The organism is Sulfurovum sp. MH2-6 (assembly GCF_058374785.1).
In genome coordinates this window covers 186,374-210,148 of record NZ_CM178170.1, presented here as the reverse complement: position 1 = coordinate 210,148, position 23,775 = coordinate 186,374, and the positions used below count along the sequence as shown (strand labels likewise).

General features: G+C 45.8%; 20 protein-coding genes and 2 tRNA genes. 9 read left to right on the top strand and 13 right to left on the bottom strand.

Going from position 1 to position 23,775, the window contains the following annotated elements:
* Positions 1–52 precede the first annotated feature (52 nt).
* Genes AC4JOV_RS01025 through AC4JOV_RS01015 form a run of 3 tightly spaced genes read left to right on the top strand, consistent with a single transcriptional unit; the run spans position 53 to position 4,017 of the window.
* On the top strand, positions 53–889 hold the full coding sequence (locus AC4JOV_RS01025; protein WP_229936978.1) for an MlaA family lipoprotein: 837 nt from the start codon (positions 53–55) through the stop codon (positions 887–889).
* Positions 890–909: 20 nt separating this feature from the next.
* On the top strand, positions 910–1,473 hold the full coding sequence (locus tag AC4JOV_RS01020) for an MlaC/ttg2D family ABC transporter substrate-binding protein (RefSeq protein ID WP_229936979.1): 564 nt from the start codon (positions 910–912) through the stop codon (positions 1,471–1,473).
* Positions 1,474–1,524: 51 nt separating this feature from the next.
* Positions 1,525–4,017, top strand: a complete 2,493-nt coding sequence (locus tag AC4JOV_RS01015; protein ID WP_229936980.1) for an efflux RND transporter permease subunit — start codon at positions 1,525–1,527, stop codon at positions 4,015–4,017.
* 247 nt (positions 4,018–4,264) lie between these two features.
* On the opposite strand, the gene AC4JOV_RS01010 is transcribed toward AC4JOV_RS01015, so the two are convergent.
* The 12 genes from AC4JOV_RS01010 to AC4JOV_RS00955 all read right to left on the bottom strand — a co-directional run bounded on the left by AC4JOV_RS01010 (position 4,265) and on the right by AC4JOV_RS00955 (position 19,157).
* Positions 4,265–10,021: an Ig-like domain-containing protein gene (locus AC4JOV_RS01010; RefSeq protein WP_229936981.1), complete on the bottom strand. Its 5,757-nt coding sequence runs from the start codon at positions 10,019–10,021 to the stop codon at positions 4,265–4,267.
* 31 nt (positions 10,022–10,052) lie between these two features.
* Complete coding sequence (locus AC4JOV_RS01005) at positions 10,053–10,868, bottom strand: OmpA family protein (RefSeq protein WP_229936982.1); 816 nt, start codon at positions 10,866–10,868, stop codon at positions 10,053–10,055.
* Positions 10,869–11,176: 308 nt separating this feature from the next.
* The gene (locus tag AC4JOV_RS01000; RefSeq protein ID WP_229936983.1) at positions 11,177–12,142 is read right to left on the bottom strand and encodes an NAD(P)-binding domain-containing protein; all 966 of its coding nucleotides are present in this window, start codon (positions 12,140–12,142) and stop codon (positions 11,177–11,179) included.
* 55 nt (positions 12,143–12,197) lie between these two features.
* Positions 12,198–12,824 (bottom strand): DsbA family protein, encoded by a 627-nt coding sequence (locus tag AC4JOV_RS00995; RefSeq protein WP_491522167.1) that lies wholly within the window; start codon positions 12,822–12,824, stop codon positions 12,198–12,200.
* Positions 12,787–13,146, bottom strand: a complete 360-nt coding sequence (locus AC4JOV_RS00990) for a methionine-R-sulfoxide reductase (RefSeq protein WP_229936984.1) — start codon at positions 13,144–13,146, stop codon at positions 12,787–12,789. The genes AC4JOV_RS00995 and AC4JOV_RS00990 overlap by 38 nt, the downstream gene beginning before the upstream one ends.
* Positions 13,146–13,328 (bottom strand): hypothetical protein, encoded by a 183-nt coding sequence (locus AC4JOV_RS00985; RefSeq protein WP_229936985.1) that lies wholly within the window; start codon positions 13,326–13,328, stop codon positions 13,146–13,148. The genes AC4JOV_RS00990 and AC4JOV_RS00985 overlap by 1 nt, the downstream gene beginning before the upstream one ends.
* The gene (locus AC4JOV_RS00980; protein ID WP_229936986.1) at positions 13,328–13,798 is read right to left on the bottom strand and encodes a PTS sugar transporter subunit IIA; all 471 of its coding nucleotides are present in this window, start codon (positions 13,796–13,798) and stop codon (positions 13,328–13,330) included. Before AC4JOV_RS00980 ends, AC4JOV_RS00985 begins: the two co-directional genes overlap by 1 nt.
* A 4-nt stretch (positions 13,799–13,802) precedes the next feature.
* Positions 13,803–14,924, bottom strand: a complete 1,122-nt coding sequence (nagA, locus tag AC4JOV_RS00975) for an N-acetylglucosamine-6-phosphate deacetylase (RefSeq protein ID WP_229936987.1) — start codon at positions 14,922–14,924, stop codon at positions 13,803–13,805.
* Positions 14,925–14,926: 2 nt separating this feature from the next.
* Positions 14,927–16,477 carry a fatty acid--CoA ligase gene (locus AC4JOV_RS00970; protein WP_229936988.1) on the bottom strand — a complete coding sequence of 517 codons (1,551 nt, stop codon included), beginning with the start codon at positions 16,475–16,477 and terminating at the stop codon, positions 14,927–14,929.
* A 1-nt stretch (position 16,478) separates the two neighbouring features.
* Complete coding sequence (locus tag AC4JOV_RS00965; protein WP_229936989.1) at positions 16,479–17,693, bottom strand: OmpP1/FadL family transporter; 1,215 nt, start codon at positions 17,691–17,693, stop codon at positions 16,479–16,481.
* 78 nt (positions 17,694–17,771) lie between these two features.
* Positions 17,772–18,662 carry a deoxyribonuclease IV gene (gene nfo, locus AC4JOV_RS00960; RefSeq protein WP_229936990.1) on the bottom strand — a complete coding sequence of 297 codons (891 nt, stop codon included), beginning with the start codon at positions 18,660–18,662 and terminating at the stop codon, positions 17,772–17,774.
* A 6-nt stretch (positions 18,663–18,668) separates the two neighbouring features.
* A complete protein-coding gene (locus AC4JOV_RS00955; RefSeq protein WP_229936991.1) occupies positions 18,669–19,157 on the bottom strand; it encodes a hypothetical protein in 489 nt (162 codons plus the stop codon).
* Between the two features lie 87 nt (positions 19,158–19,244).
* On the opposite strand from AC4JOV_RS00955, the gene AC4JOV_RS00950 reads away from it, so the two are divergent.
* From AC4JOV_RS00950 to AC4JOV_RS00940, 3 genes are all read left to right on the top strand, one after another.
* Positions 19,245–19,319: transfer RNA gene (locus tag AC4JOV_RS00950), tRNA-Glu, on the top strand.
* Between the two features lie 29 nt (positions 19,320–19,348).
* A tRNA-Glu gene (locus AC4JOV_RS00945) sits at positions 19,349–19,423 on the top strand.
* Between the two features lie 86 nt (positions 19,424–19,509).
* Positions 19,510–19,791, top strand: a complete 282-nt coding sequence (locus tag AC4JOV_RS00940; protein WP_229936992.1) for a hypothetical protein — start codon at positions 19,510–19,512, stop codon at positions 19,789–19,791.
* Positions 19,792–19,803: 12 nt separating this feature from the next.
* On the opposite strand, the gene dnaG is transcribed toward AC4JOV_RS00940, so the two are convergent.
* Positions 19,804–21,465 carry a DNA primase gene (dnaG, locus tag AC4JOV_RS00935; protein ID WP_229936993.1) on the bottom strand — a complete coding sequence of 554 codons (1,662 nt, stop codon included), beginning with the start codon at positions 21,463–21,465 and terminating at the stop codon, positions 19,804–19,806.
* 75 nt (positions 21,466–21,540) lie between these two features.
* Here dnaG and AC4JOV_RS00930 point away from each other — a divergent pair, with 75 nt between their 5' ends.
* The 3 genes from AC4JOV_RS00930 to rnc are packed head-to-tail and all read left to right on the top strand — an operon-like array spanning position 21,541 to position 23,670.
* Complete coding sequence (locus AC4JOV_RS00930; RefSeq protein ID WP_229936994.1) at positions 21,541–22,584, top strand: tetratricopeptide repeat protein; 1,044 nt, start codon at positions 21,541–21,543, stop codon at positions 22,582–22,584.
* Positions 22,544–22,990 carry a ribonuclease HI gene (gene rnhA / locus AC4JOV_RS00925; RefSeq protein ID WP_229936995.1) on the top strand — a complete coding sequence of 149 codons (447 nt, stop codon included), beginning with the start codon at positions 22,544–22,546 and terminating at the stop codon, positions 22,988–22,990. Before AC4JOV_RS00930 ends, rnhA begins: the two co-directional genes overlap by 41 nt.
* Positions 22,991–22,998: 8 nt before the next feature.
* Positions 22,999–23,670, top strand: coding sequence for a ribonuclease III (gene rnc, locus AC4JOV_RS00920; RefSeq protein ID WP_229936996.1), 672 nt, complete (start codon positions 22,999–23,001; stop codon positions 23,668–23,670).
* Positions 23,671–23,775 lie beyond the last annotated feature (105 nt).

The window sequence follows — 23,775 nt, the reverse complement described above, 5'->3', positions numbered from 1 at the left end:
ATATACATGATATCTGAGTTTTACCAAGCAAATCGTGCCAAGGAGATCTTAGATGAAATTTTTACATTTTTTCCTTATGGTTGTACTTTTAGCATTTCAGGGGTGTGCCACCAAAGAAGTGACTCCGGACACAAACCATCAGCAACTCAAAAGAGAAGTGTCTACGCCAGATACCCTGCAAAGTGACAACCTTGACAACCAGCTATCTGAAGTCCAAACAGAAGGGTTTGAAGAGGAGTTTTCAGAAGAGGAGACGAGCAATGCGATTGATCCATTGAGCGGATACAATAGAGTAATGACCTCTTTTAATGATAAAGTCATGATCTATCTCATAGAACCTGTCGCTGATGCTTATGCCTTTATAGTCCCTCAACCTGCGCGCATAGGCCTATCCAATGCGATTGATAACATACAGTTTCCTGTTCGTTTTGCAAACAACCTGCTCCAACTCAAATTCGAAAACAGTGCGGATGAATTAAAAAGATTTATTGTGAATTCCACCATAGGGATAGGTGGGCTTATGGATCCTGCTACAACGTATATGAATACACCGGCCCATAATGAAGATTTTGGACAAACCCTCGGTCACTACGGTATGGGTTCTGGGTTCCATATCGTTTTACCATTCGTCGGACCATCAAATGTACGGGACCTGCTGGGACTAACGGCAGATGCATATATCTCACCTCTTGTCTATGTGAAAGATTTGGAAAAATATAGAATACCAAATAATAGAGATCAGACAGCCGGCATTTATAGTGTTGACTTTATCAACAAAACTTCTCTGCATCCGGGAGAATATGAAAGTTTCAAAAAAGATGCGATCGATCTCTATCCATTCTTTAGAGATACCTATGAACAAAAACGAAATTCTGATATTGCAGAATAGATCAAAAAAGGAAAATGCATATGTTTAAAAAAGTAATTTTACTTTGGCTTCTCTCAGTGGTGTCTATCTACGCCATAGAAGAGCAACAGATCCAAAAAGTGATGGATAGCAAAATAAGAGAGGTTTTACATATACTAAAAGATAAAACATTATCGCAATCCAGGAAAGAAGAAAAAAGTATTCGGGTGATCGATGATGTCTTTGCCTACCCTACCATGGCCAAAATTAGCCTTGGGAAGAGATGGAACTCACTTACAAAAAATGAAAAAGTACGCTTTCAGAAGGCTTTTGAACAAAAAATAAAATACTCCTATCTAGACAAATTAAGACTCTATAACAATCAAAAAGTGATTATCAAAACGCTTAAAAAAGTGAAATCCAACAGAATTACTTTGGAAACTCAAGTCATAGGTCTTGATGATACCTATAAGGTCGTTTATCTGTTCTATAAGAAAAAACAGACGAACCAGTGGTATATTTATGATGTAGATTTAGCGGGAGTGAGTATTATTCAAACCTATAGAAAACAATTTTCTGAGTTTTTACGCACAAAGTCGATCAAAGAGCTTTTAGCTTCACTTTAAGTGACGCGAAAGCAAACAACCTCCTCATTACGACAACTACGAAATTGACCTATGTTATATAAAATTTATCAAAACCTGATACTGAAATACCCTTTATCTATTTTGCTTGCAGTGATCAGTAGTATACTGATTTTCGGTGTTAATGCGATGAAGCTGGAGATCGATGCCTCTTCAGAAACGCTTCTCCTGAAAGATGACAAAGATCTCGCATTTTCAAGAACTGTAGCAAAACGATTTCACAGCAACGATATTCTGGTACTTGCCTACAAGCCTAAAGATGATCTGCTCTCTGAAAAGAGCCTTGATATATTAACCCGCATCAGTAGTGATCTGGAAAAATTACCAGGTGTTGAATCTATAGATTCGATTATCAATGTACCGTTGTTTTTTTCGCCCATAAGAGACATGGGTGAACTGATCAATGAAACAAGAACACTCAAAAGCCCTGATATCAATCTCTCTCTGGCAAAACAAGAGTTCCTAACGAGTCCTCTGTATAAAAACAGTCTTGTCAATAAAGATTTTACCATATCCTCTATCATTATCCATCTCCATCAGGATCCAGAGTATTACAGGCTTTTAGAAAAGAGAAATCAACTGCTTGACAGGCAAAAGATCTCCGCATTAACAAAAGAAGAAAAACAGGCTCTTGACGATGTCAATAGGGTATTTAAAGAATACAGGGATGCACAACGGATTCTTGAAAATAAGAATATCAAAGAGATTCGCTCTCTTATCTCAAAATATCAAGATGATGCTGTCTTTTTTTTAGGTGGCGTTCAGATGATCTCTAACGATATTGTCACCTTTGTTAAAAATGACCTTCTCACCTATGGAAGCATACTGATACTCCTCATTATTCTTGTTTTGGGTATTGTATTTAAAAAACCGAGATGGGTGATGATTCCTATCCTTATTTGTACGTTATCAGTGATTGCCATCACCAGCAGTCTGGGATATTTTGGCTGGGAGATCACCGTCATCTCCTCAAACTTTATTGCCTTACAGCTTATTATCACCATTTCAATCGTTTTACACCTTATTGTGAGACGTGAAGAACTTTTGACCTACTACCCGCACGCTTCATACAAAAGACTCATTTTACTCACGATGCTTTCAAAAGCGACACCCACGTTCTTTGCCATCATCACAACCATAGCAGGATTCACTTCACTTCTTTTCTCCCATATCCATCCCGTGATCAACCTCGGTTGGATGATGAGTGCCGGGATTGCAATGTCATTTCTTATTTCGTTCATTGTTTTTCCTGCACTACTTATGCTGCTCACAAAAACACCTCCTCTAAAGAAAAAAAAGTCAATCGCTTTTATACCTTCTCTGACAGCCAAAATTGTACTACACGATAAAAAAGCCATTTTGATCATCACCTTTCTTTCTGTCATATTTAGTATCACTGGAGCATCACGGCTTGTTGTAGAAAACAGCTTTATTGACTATTTCAAAAAAGATACAGAGATCTATAAAGGGATGAAAACCATAGACCAGGAGCTTGGAGGCACAACACCTTTGGATGTGATACTCACTTTTTCCGATAAAAAACCTCTCTCAGTACCTGTTGCAGAAACAGAAGAAGATGAAGACTCATTTGAAGATGAATTCAATACGATAGAGGATGAAGAACAATACTGGTTTACTGATGAGAAGATCACTATCATAAAGAGAGTTCATGACTATTTAACACAGTTGAAACAGATTGGTGATGTACAATCTTTTGCCACACTTCTTGAGACAGGAAAGAGACTTAATGGAGATAAAAGCCTAGACAGTATAGACCTTGCCCTTCTCTACAAAGAACTTCCCAAGAAATATAGGGATATTATACTTTTACCCTATGTGAATATTGAACACAACCAGCTAAGGTTTACTACACGAATTATCGACTCAAATGACACGTTAAGAAGAGATGCATTGCTGAAAAAAATAAAAAATGACCTCATGCACATTATAGACCCGAATATCGCAACGGTACAGCTGTCAAACCTTATGGTACTTTACAACAATATGCTGCAGTCTCTGTTCGATTCACAGATCAAAATGCTCGGTCTTGTACTGCTCATTGTCTTCTTCATGTTCTTGGTACTTTTCAGATCTCTAAAGCTGACATTTATTGCGTTAATTGTCAATATTGTTCCTATAGGTATGGTCTTCGGATTTATGGGATGGTTAGATATTCCGCTTGATATTATGACGATTACGATTGCAGCGATTGCCATGGGTATAGGCATAGATGATACGATACACTATATTCATCGATTTCAAGTAGAGTTTGCAAAAGACAATCGTTACTACTTTAGTATGCACAGAACAAACAACAGTATTGGAAATGCCATGTACTTCACAACGCTTGTTATCGTGATAGGATTTTCCATTTTGACGCTTTCAAACTTGATCCCAACCATCTACTTTGGGCTGCTCACTATGGTAGTCATGATCGCTGCGCTTATATCAGATCTGGTACTTTTGCCAAAACTATTGCTCTTGTTCAAACCATTCAAAAAGAAAACTTCCTCGTCCCCTTCCTGAGAGGCTTTAGAAATAAAAAGATGAGAGTAGTAAACATGACCGTTCTTTTGGCTCATGGAAGATTGGAGAGAAGGAGAACATATCTCATAGTGTAGGATGGGATGATCTCTCTATCAAGAGTGGGTATCGAAGAGGGGATCATCTACCTCTTTTCATTATCTCAGGAGTCTTGAAGGAAGAAGATCATTCCCCTACCCTACATAAAATTGCACCAAGAGAGGGTTTCCCCTCCTCTTTATAACTAATACTACAGCACCGTAACACCCTGCTGCACCCAGATATCCGCATCTCCGGTTCCGCCTATATCGTAGGTCTCATAGATGATTCCGTCAACGGTATCTGTCCCTCTCCATGTCTCTTCGGAGAGTGTAACCGTATCACCACTATCGCCTGTGACATAGAGAATCTCACTGCTTTCGCTGAGATCAAGCAGGTCACTATACTCTACTATCAGGGCATTGTTTCCGGTACCTGAGAGATCGATCTTCTCAATACTTGTGAGCGTAGTACCGCTGATCCCCGAGAGATCAAGTGTCATACTGCTGCCCGAGAGATAAAGCGTATCTACACCTGTGCCTCCGTCGATGGAGACAAATGACTCAGTGTCGGATATAACGATCCAATCATCGCCTTCCCCGCCACTGAAGGTATCTGCACCGTTACCGTCTATCAAGATATCATTGCCATCACCGCCATTGAGGGTATCATCACCTGCACCCCCTCGGATCAGGTCGTTTCCGTCTCCACCATTGATAGTGTCGTCGCCTTCATGTCCATAAAGACGCTCATCCGAACCTCCGGAAGTACTGCTGTTCAGGGTGTCATCCCCGGAGGTTCCTTCTATAATATCAGGATTGCCTTCATTCCCCAAAAGACCTTCAAGCACATTGGCATTTGCCAGGGTCGCTACACTCTCTGTAGCGGTGAGTCCCTCGCTGTCTGTTGCAGTAATATCGAAAGATCCCAGTACAGTGACATCCAGAGTAGGTACAAGCCCAAGCAGATTGGTACTTGATTCCAGACGGACCGTAGCAAGCAGTTCATTGACTGCCTGATTGTCGATATCGCCGCCATCAAGTGCAGTGATCGTAATGGTAGAGGTCGGAGCGACAAGCCCCAGTAAACCTGTCGTACTCACCACTTCAAACGAGAGTCCCAACTCCTCTGCCAGTTTTTCAGAAGCGATAAATACCGGATCCTCAAGGGAAACATCTATAAGCCCCACATACTCTACGACTACCGAACGGAGATTGCCGTTTGCATCGGCTGCAGCAAATGCCTGGGAACTTAAACCGATAATATCAAGCAGATTGAGTCCTACCAGGCCAAGAAGGGCTGTTGCATCATCCTGGACCACCGGCGCGACATTGCCGGGAATCGGAGCTGCAGGATCACGTGTATCGAAAGTAACGGAAGTAGAAGCCGTATCCCCGTCATTGTCAGTGATCACCGCGTCAAACGTGGTAAGCCCATTGAGTTGGTCCGTAGCTGTGGTCTCCTGATCAACGATCAGATTACCGTTTGCAAGCAGCTGTGCGATCACCTCTTCGTCGGTGGTAAAGTCTCCTATCAGATCTACACCGGTCAATGTAATCTGCTGATCTACAGCACCTGAAATGAATCCGCCGGAGAATCCGCCTGTAGTACTGATATATAGCACAGTATCTCCTCCGGAGAGTTCAAAATGCAGATAGTCGGTCAAGTTACCGACCGTATTTCCCCTTGCAAGTTCACCTTGCAGCAGGCCGCCGAGCTTGATGATATCACCGCCCCCGTTTACAGGTTCTTTGTTGAAATCGGTGATGATATCCTCAGCCGGGGATCCTGCACTGCCTGCGTCACCTTCCTCCCATATAAAGGTATCGTTTCCGCTGCCGCCGCTTAGTGTATCATTGCCTTTGCCGCCTATCAGGATATCATTTCCGTCAGCACCTATCAGGATATCATCTCCTGCACCCCCGCGCAACAGGTCATTGCCTTCACCCCCATTGAGGGTATCATTGCCGCCATAGCCATAGATACGGTCATCCTCTGTGCTTCCATTGAGGCTGTTTGTACCACTGGTTCCTTCGATAATATTGGCCGAGCTGCCTGAAGGGGCAAGCAGGCTGAGACCGAGCACATCCTGTTCGGTATCGGTATCTGAATTTCCGAGTGAATCGGTCGCCGTGATAGACAACTCCGGCAGAAGACCGAGCGAGAGAAGATCAAGTCCCGTCTGATCCACATATACAGTCGCCAAAAACTCATTGAGTTGGAGGTTATCGATCGGGCCACCGTCTAGGGATGTGATCGTCAGCTGTGAGTAGCTCTGCGTAGTGACCAGAAAGAGGTTGAGTATATCATTCGTCTCTACGACATTGAGGCCAAACTCTGCTGCCATTTCCTCGGACCAGACAAGGTTGTAATAATTGAGGAGCCCAAGACTGAGAAGACTGTCAGCCCGCACTACCACCTCTTCGATATCATTGTTGGCATCCGTAGCGGTAAACATCTGGTTCGTACCGATATCGATCAATCCAAGTGCCTCTGCATTGGCGATCCCCAGCAGGCTTGCAGAAGGATTGACATTGACTTCCGGACCTACCTGTTCATCCGTTCCCAGGGCCGCATAGCTGTATTCGCCGCTATGCATATCTACCACAAACGTTTCGCCTTGGGTTGTGTTGATCGTCAACTCGTCATTCTCGGCATTGAAACTCCAGCTCTCCACCAATGCGGAGCTCCCGCTTGGAGTGACAGCGTCACTGACCGGATCATAGGTATAGGTATTCCCATCAAAAGAGATCTCCGACACATAACCGCCGTCAGCACCGTAACTGACGACCAATGAACCTTCAGCCGTATCCGGCTGCGTCTCCATAACAAATGTCGCGGAGTCTGCTGCCAAAGGCGAATCATCTTCCACATTGATCGTCAAGGTGCCCGGAGTACTTGTATTACCGTAGATATCTGTCGCTGTCACGCTGAAACCGAGCGCCAATATATCCTCTGCATCTGCAACCGGGTGATCCAACGGCTCCAGCAGGGTAAAGGTATAAGCACCCGCGGTATCCAGCGTCAATGTAGCCACGGCTGTTGTCCCTGCCATACCGGTAAGCGTATAGGTATCTCCGACAAAACTGCCGTTCCATGTGACAGAGACTCCGCCGGAAGTCAAACCGGCCGGTCCGCTTACAGCCACAGAAGTGATACCGGATGTATCACTCATAGAGATCACACCTGTCACCGTCGCTGCATTCGTCGTATCTTCAGGAGTACCGATCATATCCGACGCGGCACCGGGCAAACCTTCTTCAGATACATTGGCTGTTGCATTTACAACTACAGGCACTACCGTCTCTATCTGGGCACTGTCGCTTCCCTCCGGCCCCTCATTGCCTGCGATATCGGTCACGGTTGCAGTCACAGTGATCGTATTGCCCTCTCCAGGAGAGGCGAACGACGTATCGATATAACCATTGGTGATATCAGTACCGGTCAGTACAAATGTCTGAGAGGCTGTACCGTCGGTCACGTTGACGGTATCTCCTTCCACTGTCCCGGAAGGGAGGGTGATTCGTACATCCACATCGCCGCTGAGTTCACTGCTGTTGATATAGCCGTCATTGTTTACATCTTCGGTCAGGACAACGGTAGGAGCCAGTGGAGCAGTTGTGTCGATCGTGACCAGCTGGGAAGCTACCGGACCATCACCGGTACCATTCACTACTTTCATCTGCACGACATCGGTAGTCGTCAAAGAACTATCCACGTGGCTGACGGTGACGCCGTCCACGCCGATATCACCGGTGATATCTATCCAGGTACCGCTATCTGTTCTGTACCAGAGTGACTCGCCTGCGACCAGCGGATCGGAGAGTGTAGCACCTATCGTCAACCCGTCATTGTCATTCGTAATAAAGTCACCATTGATACCGCTGTCAAAGTCGATGCTGACGATATCCACCGTGGTAGTGGGGACTCCGGGAAGCGTATTGATGGTAATGACCTGGCTGTCTTCTGCACTGTTTCCTGCCGTATCTTCCACCCTCATGATCACCGTTGTCGTACTTGTCAGGTCATCATCCTGATAGGTGATATCCGTTCCGCTTACTGAACTGCTGATATCGCTCCAGGTTACACCGTTGTCATTGCTGTACCAGAGTCGTTCATCCGCGGCCAAATTAGAGGAGAGCGTAGCATGTACAGCAAGGCCGTTACCATCGGTAGTGATGAAATCACCTGCTGTATCTGTATCTTCGTCAATACTCACTATCGTAACACTGTTCACAGCCGTGTCGATCACCACATCTTCTGTTGCGCTTGCCGTATTCCCCGCAATATCGGTAACGGTTGCCACTATCGGGTAGGTGTCATCAGCCAGTGTCGTGCCTGTCACATCCAGTGTCCAGTTCCCGCTTCCGTCTACGCTCAGTTCAGGATCCGTACCTTCTGTGTAGGTTGTACCGTCAAACGTGACACTTAACGTATTGCCGTCATCCAGGTCTACCGTACCGTGGATAAAGATGTTCGTATCATTCGTGATAAAGTCACTGTTGCTGACTCCCGTGTCATCCTCTATACCCGTAATGGATACCGTATTGAGGTCTCCGTCGTTATCTGCGGTGGTGTCGATCACCACATCTTCTGTTGCGCTTGCCGTATTCCCCGCAATATCGGTCACGGTTGCCACTATCGGGTAGGTGTCATCAGCCAGTGTCGTGCCTGTCACATCCAGTGTCCAGTTCCCGCTTCCGTCTACACTCAGTTCAGGATCCGTACCTTCTGTGTAGGTTGTACCGTCAAACGTGACACTTAACGTATTGCCGTCATCCAGGTCCACCGTACCGTGGATAAAGATGTTCGTATCATTGGTGATAAAGTCACTGTTGCTGACTCCCGTGTCATCCTCGATACCGGTAATCGATACCTCTATCGTGGTGTCGATCGTCACAGGTACATCCGATATCGTTGTATTTCCTGCAATATCCGTTTCGCTCACCACTGCGGTATAGGTTCCGTCACTCATTGGAACGGTTGGGGTCACTGACCAATTGCCGTCAGGATCAACTGTCGTCGTCAACGTTTCACCGTTGATCACAACACTGATGGCAGCACCCTCTTCTCCTGTTCCGCTGATCGTCGGCGTAGTATCATTGGTGATCCCGTCACCCACAACACCGCTGTCCGAAGCAGGATCAACTTCTGCTGTCAATGCAGGCGGCACCGTATCGATAATGATATCCAATCCGGGGGATTGCGGAGATTCACCATGGGAATCGGTAAGGGTAACCGTAACCGTATGTGGCCCGTCAGGGATAGGATCTGTCGGTGTAATGATGTTGTTTACAGGATCGAATGTAGAAGGCACAAGCTCCCCGTCTATATAAAGATTGGGAGTCTCTCCGTCTGCGGGCGGTGTGATCTCAAAGTCAGGCGTGTTGTCAGCCGTGTTGTCATCCGTATCGCTGATACCTGTATCCGTCTGATCCGTCATGTCAGGAGCATCGGGAGCATCAGGAGCATGAGGTTTTTTATCATCACCCCTGAATGCAAGTGCCAAACCGCCCAACGCAAGCGCCCCCAGAACATAAGGGTACCACTCATTTTCCGAATCCTCACCGTAATATCCCAAACTTTGGTAAGAGATATCCCCATCATCCAGATTTGAGGCAAAGAAATCGCTATCTGCTTCCTGCGGTACAATATCGTAGTAGAGTCCGTCTTCCGAGAGACCGATCAGTTTGCCCGTTGCCCCATCGTAATAGTCTTCAATCACAATATCGATATCTTCAGTAAGTTCTTTTCCATCCTTTTCATTCTCACTGTCGATCTTTATCAAGAGATCTTTTCCCTTGCGCTTTAGCAGTATCTGTTGAGGGGCAACATTGGTGGCAACCTCTCTTATCTCATACTCTGCACCTGATTGTGCTTTGATTATCAATGGCTTGCCTGTCCCCGTTTTGACGACATACACCTGATCACCGGAATCTTTTACGATCAATTGAACTAACTTTTGCATATTTTTCTCCTGGAACTATTCTCTATGGTCTTTAATACTCAATCTCTACTCTGCGATCAGGCTGCAGACATTGGATAAGTCTAGGAGAAAGCTCCCCTTTACAATTTGTTGTTACCGGTCTTTCCGAACCATAACCTTTTATCTCTATGGATTGATTCATCCCTTTTTTAGCAAAATAGTTAGCCACTGCTTTCGCACGTTTTACAGAGAGTTTTTTGTTGAACCCTGCGTCTCCTATCCTGTCGGTATGCCCTGCGATTTTGATACTGTCGGTTTGGTTGGTATGCGTTTTGATCTTGTGCACCAGTTTATCCAGTTCCGGATAGGCCGAAGCGCGCAATTTGGCACTGTTAAATCCAAATAGAAGGTCTGTACGCAACGTGGATCTATTTACATAACGATTGATGATGTTACTCGTTCGATCCAGCTTCTGAAGCGCTTTTTTCCCTTGATCTTCAGTGACAATTTTCGAAGAAAAAAGCGTGTTATTTGTTTTCAGGATCTCTACGTAGGTGATGGAATTTTTAGGTAGATGAAGTACTTGTGATGCTCCCTTGGATACAACCTCTCCTCTTGTTGCCACACGGAGTTTCACGCTATTGTGAGATATCTTTATCTGTCTGTATTCTCCCGGTAAAAATGAAGCGACAACCTGATCATCAACAAATACCGTCGGTACGTTTTTTGTATCATTGCTATTTTCCCGATAAAAAACCACCGATACTTTTTTGGAAGCAGTGTCTGAATGTTCTACAACAGGTCCATGTAGAAGTTCCCCCGATATACTGCCTGTCACAGCACATCCTACCGTCAGCAACACTATGGTCAAAGACTGTATAAATTTCATTGTATTTCCTAATATTTATTATGTCCCTTCCCTTATCCGAAGATACATAACAATACCTTATATCCATCTTAAACCTTCCGTTATTTGCGTACTTTCATACGCTAACAATTCAAAGGATTTTATCAGTGATCTTCCTCTAGCGAGATGCAATGACTTTTGTGATTTTTTCTGCTGCTTTATAGGCAGGGAGGGAAAGAAGAGTAGCTAGGCATCCACTGCTTCCGAAGAGTGAAGCATTTTGGGATAAAGGAGAGCATCCCCTCCTTTTTCTCAAGAGATATATCTAACGCAAAGGATAGATACAAACGTTATCCCATGCCTCCATCCTCTCCGGTAATATCCTTCAGGATATGGTAGGCATGGTTGATCGCCATTGCGATAGAACCGCCGCTTTTATAGACGATATCCCCTGCAGTGTAGAGTCCCTTGACACTGGTCTCATACTTCTCATTGATCACAGGCAGGTCATGTTCATCGAGCACCATATTGCTCTTTCTGAAGAAATCAACCGGTGTGGTACCTCCCAGCGCATAGATCACCCTATCATAGATGGTATGAAAGCCGTTGTTGTAGTTAACCTTGACCTTCCCCTCCGCATTTTCAATGGAGTCTATATCGATACCGTAACGGACACGCAGGCGCTCTTCCTGGTCATAACGTTCGACCATCTCCCGGTTGATATCATTGATCCTTGCAAAGCTCTCCCTCCGATAGGAGAGTGTCACGTTGTTGATCGTGCTCAGCTGACAGGCATACTCTACCGCTGAATCACCGCCGCCGACTACCAGTATCTTCTCATTACCGCGGCACTCATAAGGATTGAAGTTGACCACTTTTTTGATAGAGGCCGGGATCTTATAGGAAGGTTTGTTGGGTTTACCCATACGACCGATAGAGACAATGACATTGGGAGCAGTGAAGTCGCCTTTTGGCGTCACCACTGAAAAGAGATCCTCTTCTTTTATGACCCTGTCAACCTCACACTCAAAGAGCGTATCGATCTTCTCATCATCAAGCAGCAGTTCAAAGTACTCCAGGGTACTCTCCTTGGTACCGTCAAAGAACTCAACGTTTCCTTCCATATCGACGGTTTGTCCCTGCCAGTCTTTGTCCACTCTTTTCGCGTCTTTGTAGTACTGTCTGATAGTTTGAGAGTGATTATCCCCTTTTTCGATAAAGAGTATCTTTTGAAGTCCGAATATAGAGGCTTCCACTGCTGAAGCGATACCACCGGGTCCACCCCCGACGACGATCAGATCATAATGCTTTCCCATTCTATCTTCCTCCTTTAAAATGGTATGAATACTCATTATATCAGAAAGTACTATTTTAAAGTATATCCTCCATACGTTGATACCCTTTTTTACATACCATGTGACCATCTTTATCAATCTTCACTACCGAAGGGAAAGCATTGGCCCCCATAGAGCGTGCTTTGGAAAAGTCATGACGCATCAATACCTCTGCCCGCTCGCTCCTATAAAAGGTGGAAAACTCCTCCTCTCTGTCAGGATCAAGATATGATTTCAACGTCTGCAGCCTTGTAATATCCGCTCCATCGAGATAAAAAGCCCTTTGTATCCTACCAAGGTATGCAAACGATGCATCATCTCCCCAGAGTTCACGTACCGTCACGACTGCTTTGCATGCAGGGTAGGTATCATACTCAAAATCATTACGTTGAAATAGATTGTCTGTGAAGTCTTGTCCGGTAGCATCGGCAACCTGTTGCCAGGTCGCCTTGAGCTTGGCTTTTGTGGGCGCATCCCACTGCATCGCCCCTTTGGTGCGCAGTCCTCCAACGGCCAAGGAGAAGTCATATCTCCCGCGATATCTCCCTCTCATCTCCTCTATCACCGGGTGAAATCCCCAGCACCAGGAGCACATCGGGTCTACGACAAAGATATAGTGGATCGTGTTATTCAGCTTCAAAGTCCAGTGAGATCGAGTTGACACAGTGTCTTGTCTGTTTGGAAGTAAATCCTTCCCCTCTGAAGACATGTCCAAGGTGCCCGCCGCACTTGGCACAGACGATCTCTACCCGTCTGCCGTCCGCGTCCGGGACTTCCTTAACGGCACCTTCAATCGCATCATCAAAACTCGGCCACCCGGTTCCGCTGTCAAACTTTGCATCAGACTTGAAAAGCGGTGTACCGCACTGTTTACACCTGTAGAGCCCCTCTGCTTTATTGTCAAAATATTTTCCGGTAAAGGGTCTCTCTGTCCCCTTATGTAGGATCACATACTCCTCTTCAGGATTTAGTTCTTTGTAGGCCATTAGATATCCTTTGTGCTGTTTTGTTGTTCTTCCAGGTTTTTATTAAACTTCTTAGAGGTGGAAACAGGTCCTTTTTTAGACGCATTTCCCTTCTCTTTTTTGGGTGTCTTCAGGACAACGATAAAAATGATCACAATGATCGCATAGGCAAGATAGTAGTAAAGATTATCACCTTCTGGCATTAGTTCACCTCCATGATTAGATCGCCGCATTTAACGATCTTCAGTTTTTTCTCGATACTTTTGACATCACTCTCATCCGTGATAAGAATAGGGGTTATCGTATCTTTGGCATGTTTGCTGAGATAAGCAAGGTCCGTCTTGATGACAGGATCTCCCGCTTCCACACGATCACCCTCTTCGACAAGGCGTTCAAATCCCTCGCCTTTCAAATTGACAGTGTCCAGACCGATATGTACCATCACCTCAAGATCTTTATCGCTCTTGATACTGTAGGCATGGTTGGTTCCGAAGATTTTAGTCACTCTGCCCGAGATCGGTGCGCAAAAAGTATCGGAGACCGGTTTGATCGCGACACCGTCACCTGCCAGACCTTGGGAAAAGACCTCATCATCCACCTGATCAAGTGCGACCACCTGCCCGTCAACGGGTGCAAAAATCTCTCTCTGTTTACGTTTTAAAAATCCAAACATTACATTACCTCGTATACTTTAGCTCTCCGGCTACTACTGTTGCTATGATACTGAAATCTTCATCAAATATGACTATATCCGCATCATACCCTGGACGCAATTCACCTTTCGTAACACCCAGCTTGCGTGCAGGGATCTTTGTCACACTGTTGACTACGTCGACAAGCGACATCGAAGTGTGTGCCATCATTTTGCGCAACCCGTCGTTAAGACGCAGTACCGATCCGGCCAGTGTACCATCTTCAAGCTCCGCTTTTCCCTCTTTCACGACAACTTGATGCCCGCCAAGATCATAAAGACCGTTCTTCATACACCCTGCTCTCATCGCATCGGTGATCAGGATCAGTTTCTCCTGCTTGACTCGGTAGGTCAACTCCAAAGTGCTCGGATGGGTATGGACCAGGTCGGGGATGATATCACAGGTCACATCACTCTCAAATACTGCCCCAATGATCCCCGGTTCCCGGTGATGGTATCCGTTCATGGCATTAAAGAGATGCGTGGCATGGGAGACTCCCCATCCGAAGCTCTCTTTACACTGCTCATAGCTTGCATCGGAGTGTCCCACACTGAGGATGATATGCGGATACACCTCTGTGAGATACCGTATAAACGCTTCAGCCCCCTCTACTTCAGGTGCCAGAGTGATCATCCTGATCACCTCCATATGCTCACCTATCAGATCAAGGTTCGGCTTTTGGATATAGGATTCATCCTGTGCACCATGCCTTGAGGCATTGATAAAGGGCCCTTCCAGGTGAACCCCGAGTATCTGCGCACCGCTTACGCTCTCTTGACACGATTTGAGATTGTGTAAAGCGGTGTCAATCGCTTCGGTTGACATCGTCATTGTCGTAGGCAAAAAGGAGGTGGTACCGGTCTGAAGCAGTGTCGTAGAGATCGTCTCGAGTGCTTCGGGAGTACCGTCCATCACATCCGCTCCGCCTGCCCCGTGAATATGCAGATCAATAAACCCTGCACTTACATAGGCACCTTTGACATCTATCACTTCTGCACCTTCAGGCAGATGGTCCGTGATGCCGATGATCTTTCTGTCAAAGAGCAGCACCTTCTTCTCGACAATGCTGTCATCAAGTATCAAACGGGCATTAATGATCGCTTTCATCTCTATAACGCTTCTTCTTTCAATTTATCTTTGAGAGCACGCTTCAGTACCTTGCCTGTGGCATTCTTGGGAAGCGCTTCGATAATATAGATTTGCTTTGGTACCTTGAAGTTTGCCAGATGTTCCCGCAGGTATTTTTTCAGGGCAGCTTCATCGATACTCTCAACACCCTCTTCAAGTTCGATATAGGCTACAGGTATCTCTCCGCTCTTCTCATCAGCGATACCGATCACAGCAGAGGCACTGACCCCCTCAAAGCTGTCGATCACCTCTTCGATCTCTCTTGGATAGATATTGATCCCCTTGGAGATGATCAGATCTTTTTTTCTGTCCACGATGAAAAGATACCCTTCCTCATCGATATATCCCATATCTCCTGTAAGCAGCCATCCGTTGATTATCGTCTCTGCAGTTGCTTCCGGGCGGTTCAGGTATCCTTGCATGACATTGTCACCTTTGACGATAATATCCCCTATCGTACCCTTCGGCAGTTCCACAAGATTCTCATCCACTACTTTCATCTCATACCCTGCCAGTGCGGTTCCGACCGAACCAGCTTTTTGTTTCTCAAGCCTGTTTATACAGACTGCCGGACTTGCCTCACTGAGACCATACCCTTCCAGAAGCTTTGCACGCTTGAACTTTTCTGCCATCGCATCGAGTGTTTTAGGCTGCAGTGCAGCTGCACCCGAAATAAAGGCACGCAGGTTGTTAAACCACATAAAGTACCAGGGAAGCTTCGCTTTGGCGAGTGCATTATAGACATCAGGGATCCCGAAGAAGAGGGTAACCCGCTTCATCAATGTCTGTTTGAAGATATTTGAAAACGGCTTCAGGGACTTGATGATCACAATACTGGCACCTGCATACAAAGGCAGGATAATCCCGATGGAGAAGGTCAAAGAGTGGAACATCGGCAGAAATACGATCCCTCTGTCTTTTGGGTTTACATTGATATGCCGGATCCCGCTGATAGCGTTGGAGAAGATGTTTTGATGTGAGAGCATCGCACCTTTGGGTTTACCTGTGGTTCCCGAGGTATAGAAGATGACTGCAGTCTCCTTAAGTCCACGGGTATCTGCATGGATACCTTGAGGATAGCTCAAAGCTTCCTCAAAACCGTGGTGTTTCCCTTCCCTGTACTCAAAGGTATCCCCCTCCCATACAATAAAGTTACACAGCGCTTCTGCACTGCTTGCCCCGACAACCTTTTCATGGATCATCGAAGTGACCAATACACTGCTGCCGCTATCTTCCAGGATATAGGAGAGCTCCTCCTCTTTCAAAAAGGTATTGACCGGGACAACGACTGCTCCAAGCTTGGAGACGGCAAAGATCGTATAGACAAACTCGGGAGAGTTTCTCAGAAAGAGCGCAACCTTGTCACCCTTTTTTACCCCCCGGGATGCCAAAAATGCCGCCAAAGTATCTGCCCTGTGCAAAATATCTGCATAGGTGATCTTCTCATCATCGACAAAAAGAGCTGTTTTGCGTTTGTACTTTGCTCCATGGTTCACAATCAGTTCGTAGAAATTGTTAAAACTGTATCCCATCTTAGTACTCGTATGCGATACCTACAGTAGTCAGGAAGGCACCGCCTTCGTGAAAGCTTCCGCCATAGGCAAGAACCGGGTTATCATTGATACCCGCCGGCACAGAGATCGACTCTTTTGAATCGTAAAGGAATGATGCACCCCAGGAGAGCTGTTCACTCTGCTGATATCTAAACCCCATAGAGAAGATCTTTGCATCACTGTCAGGGAGTTCAAACCCGAGTGTCTCAAGCGGTACAGGCGTCTCATCTATCGCAAATCCGAACATCGCCGTAATCTTGTTATCCATCTTCACCGTTGCCCCGAGCCTGAATGTATCGGTATCTTTCCAGTTTTTAGGTATCGGCCTGTCAAAATAAGGGGTTAACCCTCCCAAATCAGCTCCTCCGTATTCAAAGTCAAGATTTTCATACTCTGACCAGAAGGTGCGTTCATAGACAAACTCCAGGGTAAATCTCTCTTCCCAGCTCTTCGATATCGCCAGGTTGAGTGCCGCAGGCAGAGGGACAGCTACGCTTGCCGGACCATCATACGCAAGGGTATCACCCGAATAGAGTTTGGCACTTCCCTCCTCTTCCAGATCGACATTCGACCGGTAGGTCGCTGCCAGAGTAACATCCGAAGTCGGTTTATAGCTCATGGCAAGGTTATACCCGAATTCAACCGTATCGCCTTCCATATCCCTTGATACCTCGCCGCTGCTCTTGACCACACCTTCACTGTAGATCACTCTGAGCCCGCCGCCTATACTGAAATTGTCAGCAACTTTGTAAGAGAGGCTTGGGTTAAGCTCGATCACTTTCAGTGTGAACTCCTCGGCAAAAGACTTCTGGGGCTGTTCTTTCCATCGCTTGGTCAAGCCGCCCGGCACGGTAAGGCTCACACCCCATCTGAAATCACCCATCGGCTTGCCCACATAATGGAGATAAGGGATAGGCAGGTCCTCGACTTCCGACTCCCCGGAGTAAGGTTCTACCAAACTGTATGTATTGGAAGGAAGATGTGCCAGAGTTACACCCCCTTCCAGATAGCTTTTATCCTCCATGAAACTCATATTCGCAGGGTTGTAGTAGGCACTGTCGGCCCCCATCGTATGTGCCACATAGGCTGCTCCAAGTGCCATGGAGTTGATAGACTGTTCAGGGATCTTATACCCGCCGGCCAAAACCAATGAACTCGCTGCGGCACTGAGTGCCAAACCTTTTACCATTTTCATTTTCCCTCCTTGTGATATATTCACCCTTTTATGAATTTGTGTAAACTTTACCGAAAAACTTACACAACTCCATAGAGGCTACTCTACCAGACGGTAAAGTGCTTCTATCTCCTCTGCCCAGATCGACTCGTCGATCGTCTCCAGTATCAACGGGATATCATCCATGCGGCTGTCATTCATGATAAATCTGAAGGCATCCCAGCCGATCTCCCCCTGTCCCAAAGAGTGGTGTCTGTCTACACGTGATCCAAGCGGCGGTTTCGAGTCATTGAGGTGCATTCCCATCAGATAGTTTGCACCTACGATACGGTCAAACTCCCCCATCGTCTGATCATATGCTTCACGCGTACGCAGATCATAGCCTGCAGTAAAGGTGTGACAGGTATCCAGGCAGACACCCACACGCGTTTTATCTTCTACTCTATCGATAATATGTGCGAGATGTTCGAACCTGTACCCCAGGTTACTCCCCTGACCGGCAGTATTTTCGATCACCAATTTGACCTCAGAATCTTTTGTAGCCTCTATTGCCCTGTTCAGGGACTCTGCAATGACATCCAGGCAACCCAGTTCTGCTTCGAGCAGTTTCTCTTCATACAGGGAGTCTCTTTTCGGGATCTTCACCAGGTGTGACCCGGGGTGAAAGTTCAGCCTGTCCAGTCCAAGGATCCGGCAACGCTCCAACTCATCGATAAAGGCATCGCGTGATTTTTCCAGTTTTTCTACTTCGGGATGCCCCAGGTTGATCAGGTAGGAGTCATGCGGCAAAACATGTTTCGGCAGGATACCCGAAGCCTCCAGGTTCTTCTGAAACGCATCGATCGTCTTGGTCTCCAGCGGCTTCGCTTTCCACTGTCTCTGGTTTTTGGTAAAAAGGGCAAAGGCTTTTGCTCCGATCTTCATGGCATTAAGCGGAGCATTCTCTACACCGCCGCTTGCACTTACGTGTGCACCTACAAATTTTTTCACGCTTGTCTATCCTTGTTGTTTTACTCTGATTAAAATATCGTTTATTGTATCACGGAATACAATCTCGCGGTTTAAAACAGTGTACTCGATATCGTATTTGCCGCTTTTGAAAAGCTTTTGTGTAAAGCCGTTACGACTTAGCTCTATCCCCTCTTTGCCAAAAATCGGCTTACCGCCAAATACATTACCCAACAATGTATCAGGATAGTGACGGCTTAGGATCCGGGCATTGAACTTGGCTGCCGACATACACTCAAACCTGCTCATGCAGACCTCTCCGCGGGATATATGCAACGATGTAAGTGCTCTGCCGCTGCTGTATATCTCAACCTTGAGCTCTTCTTTCCCCTGATAGATAAACCCCATATCCGCATATCTGAATGTCGGTGTCTTAAAGACGATCAGTGCCGAATCCTGTTTGGTATAGACACTCTGTACACACCCCTCTATCCACACGAGTGTCATCATTACCCATAAAAATCGATATTTTTTCATTTTATTTCCTGTTTTTTTTAAGAATCATAGTTTTTTTAAGATAATATTAAGCTTTAAGTTTATATAATGCCGTCCACAAGTTGTTGTGGCCCCTTCGTCTAGCGGTTAGGATCCATGGTTTTCATCCATGTTACAGGAGTTCGAGTCTCCTAGGGGTCACCATTTTAACTTGTTTAAACTTTAATAGTGTTGGCCCCTTCGTCTAGCGGTTAGGATCCATGGTTTTCATCCATGTTACAGGAGTTCGAGTCTCCTAGGGGTCACCAACTACTTCATTTAAATCAAATCGTTTACAAATACTTTTTTTTACACTATAATTTCAACTCTAAATCAAATTATTATAAGAGTTTTTATGTTGCGAATTATCTTCATACCGTTTCTGTTTTCCACTTTCCTCTTCTCATCATCTACGTTTACCGTAAGGCTTGGCGTTTTTAACCTCAAAAGCGAACTACAGCTTTCGGATACGATCGATCGCTTCACCCCTGCACTCAAAAAAACCGTACTTACCGATAAAACAGATGGATTCATCTACGTCTATACCCTGCCGACTGAGAACAAAGGACATCTTAAAAAACTGCTTCCTGCATACCGAAAGGTTTTTTCGGATGCCTATATCAGTAAAATAAAATAGTCTATTGTGCTGCTAGGAGAAGAGATCTTTATCATACGCGACAAGTTCTCCACGCTTTAGCCGGGGGATAATATCTGTTTTGATCTTGCGTATGAGAAAACTCTTTTTGGCAAAAGGGATATGTTGATCTGCAACGATACGTTTCAGCTCTCTATCATAGTGACGTATCAGAAAAGTGCGTAAGAACTGTTCAAGCTCCTCTTCGCTCATTACCTGGATACTCTCATCGATGAGTATCCTCATCAGTCTCGGGTCTTCCTTGGCTCCATTGAGTATGGCACTGAATAGAGGGGCATAATACCCGAACATCTCTATATCTATGACATCGAGTACAGACCCAATGAGATCCGGTTTCTCAAGCACGGTTTTCAGGATACCCAACTGGGCAATATCATCTTTTTGCTGCGTAAAGCTCTCTTTGGCTCTGGAAGCTTGGGTCTGTTGTCCAAAGAGTGCGGCAGAGATCCCCAGCTGTGTTGCAGCAAGTGGGATATAGGCATCTTTGATGATCGGACTGAGTCCGTCCAAGAACTGCTTGGTCTGTCCAAAAGCCGCCTCTTTCGCACGCGGATTTGAAAGATCATAAGACTCTATCGTTTTTTCGATCACAAAGGGGATCAACGGTTTGGATTCCCGCAGAAGTTTGGCGACACTTTCACTCTGCCCTTTCGCGATCAGATCTGCGGGATCCTGACCGTCAGGGAAGAGCACTACACCTCCGTCAAAGCCCGCCTGGGAAAGCATGATAGAGGCTTTGAGTGCGGCTGCCACCCCTGCATTGTCACCGTCATAGGCCAGTATCACTTTAGGCTCACCCTTTCTGAGCAGAGGAAGGTGCTCGGTGGTCAATGCCGTACCGAGGGTAGCCACTGCACTGCCAAAACCTGCCTGATGGAACATCACGACATCCAGGTACCCTTCACAGACGATAATCTGCTTTTTGCTGTAGATACTCTCTTTTGCCAGGTTATAGCCGTAAAGCAGTCTGGATTTGTTGAAGAGTTTGGTTTGGGGAGAGTTGATATATTTTGCCGGGTGGTTGGTGATGGTTCGTCCGCCGAATCCTACGATAGATCCCGCAGGGGAATAGATCGGAAAAGTGATCCGTTCCACCAGCCTGGCATAGTACTCCCCCCTCTCACCCTGTGCGATCACCCCCGCTTCTGCAGCCTGAGGTTTGGGAAGCATCGTTCTATCCAGGAACTGCATCACCTGCATACCCGAAGGAACATAACCGATACCGAACTTCTCTATAGACGAGGCACTGATACCTCTCTCTACAAGGTACCTCTGTGCGGTATGATTTTGATCGAGATTTTTGACATACCAGGTCTGTATATTTTCCAGTACGCGCTTCGCATCGCTATAGTCCGAACTTCCCTTGGTATAACGCAGGGAGAAGTTGTACATTGAAGCCAATTTTTCGATCGCTTCGGGATAACTCAGTTTCTCCATCTCCATCACGAATTTGATGCTGTCTCCCCCTGCTCCACACCCGAAACAGTGGTAGATCTGTTTGGTGGGACTTACCACGAAAGAAGGGGTCTTCTCTCCGTGGAAAGGGCAATTTGCTTTATAGTTGGCACCGGCTTTTTTCAGTTCCAGGTAGTTTCCGATGACATCTACAATATCGATACTGTTTTTGAGGGACTCTATGGAGGCATTATCAATCATAGTGGCATTATATCTAATTTGCTATAATCTAGAACAATTTTTATTATTTCATACAAGAGAAAAAGAAGGACCACTTTGGAAAATATTTTACCGGCATACAATGACCCTCTTTTCAGTATACTCTTGATCATTGTGATTGCACTGATCATCTCAGTGGTCACCTATGCATGGGGACTCTATAAACAGCAGAAAGAGCAGGGAAATCTCTTGAAATTTTTAGAAAAATTTGATACCACGGAGTGTCTGCTTGATACAGCCTCTATGCCCTTTGATGCCCACATGCTCAAACCTCTTGCACTGCTCGCACAGGCATTTGATAATACAGGGGAGTACCATAAAGCGATCAATATCTATCTCTACCTTATCAAAAATAGAGAAGAAGAGGGTTCAAAACTCGAACTGATGGGGAAGCTGGGCAAGACCTACTTTCATGCCGGTTTTTTAGAACGTGCCAAGATGATTTTTGAAGAGATTCTACGTAAAAAACCGCGTACGGTAGAGGCGCTTTATATGCTGGAGGTCGTCCTTGAAAAGATGCAGGAGTACACAAAGGCCGCCGAGATACTCGAACCGCTGGAACTTCTGGGAGAAGAGACAAAGCCGCTCCGTACCTTTCTTACCTTCTCACAGCTCATTGCAGACAAAACGCTCTCAAAAGAGCAAAAAGTGGTAGAGCTTTTAGCGCTTCTGAAAAATGAGCCTAAACTCTATCGGGAGATTATCGGAGTATTGTTCCGTCTCGATACCCAGGCGGCATGGCAGGCGATAGAGAGATCACGTATCGAAGAGCTTATTGACATCCTTTGGTTCTTACCCCAGTCACAACTGAGTTTGGATATAATTGCACAAAATAGACAACTAAAAACACTCTACTATGCCAAAGGGTATACACTGGAGCCGGAGACGGAAAGCGGGATATTCGCGCTGGATATGCTGGCCACCGCCAAACAAAACGGTTTTAACGAGGGAGACCTGCATTTTACCTACCTATGTAGTAAATGCAAACAGAGTTTTCCTATATCATTTAAACGTTGTCCGAACTGTATGGCACTACACACAGTAGAAGTTGAGGAACACATTGCAAAATCAGACCCGAAAACAGATTACTCTCTATTCTGATGGTTCAAGCCTGGGAAATCCCGGTCCCGGTGGATATGGAGGCATACTTGAGTATAAAGGCAAACGCAAAGAGTATGCAGGTGGAGAAGACCACACTACCAACAACAGGATGGAGCTGCGTGCTGTCATTGAAGGACTTAAACTGTTGAAAGAACCCTGCAGAGTAGAGGTGGTCTCTGACAGCTCCTATGTGGTAAAAGCGATCAATGAGTGGCTGGCAGGATGGAAAGCAAGAGGATTTAAAAAGGTAAAGAATGTCGATTTGTGGGAAGCCTATCTCGAGGCTGCAGGACCGCATCACGTACACGGAACCTGGATACGGGGTCATGACGGACACCCGGAAAATGAACGTTGTGATGACCTTGCACGGGGTGAAGCAGAACGTATACAACAATCACTAAAATAGGAGATCTTATGAGCCATTACAGTCAACTGGAAAATAGGCTGAACTATACATTTGAAAACAAGCAATTGATTATTGAGGCTTTAACGCACAAAAGTTATAAAAAGCCTTACAATAATGAGCGGCTCGAGTTCCTGGGAGATGCTGTTCTCGACCTGATCGTCGGAGAGTATCTTTTCAGAAAATTTAAAAACTCTGATGAGGGTGTACTCTCAAAGATCAGAGCCTCTTTGGTCAATGAACGGGGTTTTACGTTAATTGCCAGATCGATCAAGCTGGGAGAGTATATCTACATCTCGGCAGCCGAAGAGAACAATAACGGAAGAGATAAGCCTTCACTGCTCTCCAATGCCTTTGAGGCAGTCATCGGAGCGATCTATCTTGAAGCCGGCCTGGAGAAAGCCAGAGAGATCTCTGTGGCACTGATAGAAGCGTGCCATCCAAAGATCGATCTTGATTCTCTTTCAAAAGACTTTAAAACAGCGTTGCAGGAACTTACCCAGGCGACACACGGTGTCACTCCGACCTATGAGCTGCTTGACGCTTCCGGTCCTGACCATAAAAAAGAGTTCGTGATCGCTGTGACACTCGATGGTAAAACGATCGCGAAGGCAAAAGGAAGAAGCAAGAAAGATGCCCAGCAGAAAGCCGCACAGATCGCATTGAAAGAACTGAAAAAATAACCCTTAAAAACAGCAGTTTGTCTTTGCAGGCAAATTGTGACCATGCACGTCGCATCGTGCAAGAGCTGTCCGCTGAGGACAACGTATGAAAAGGAGCTTGGCTTC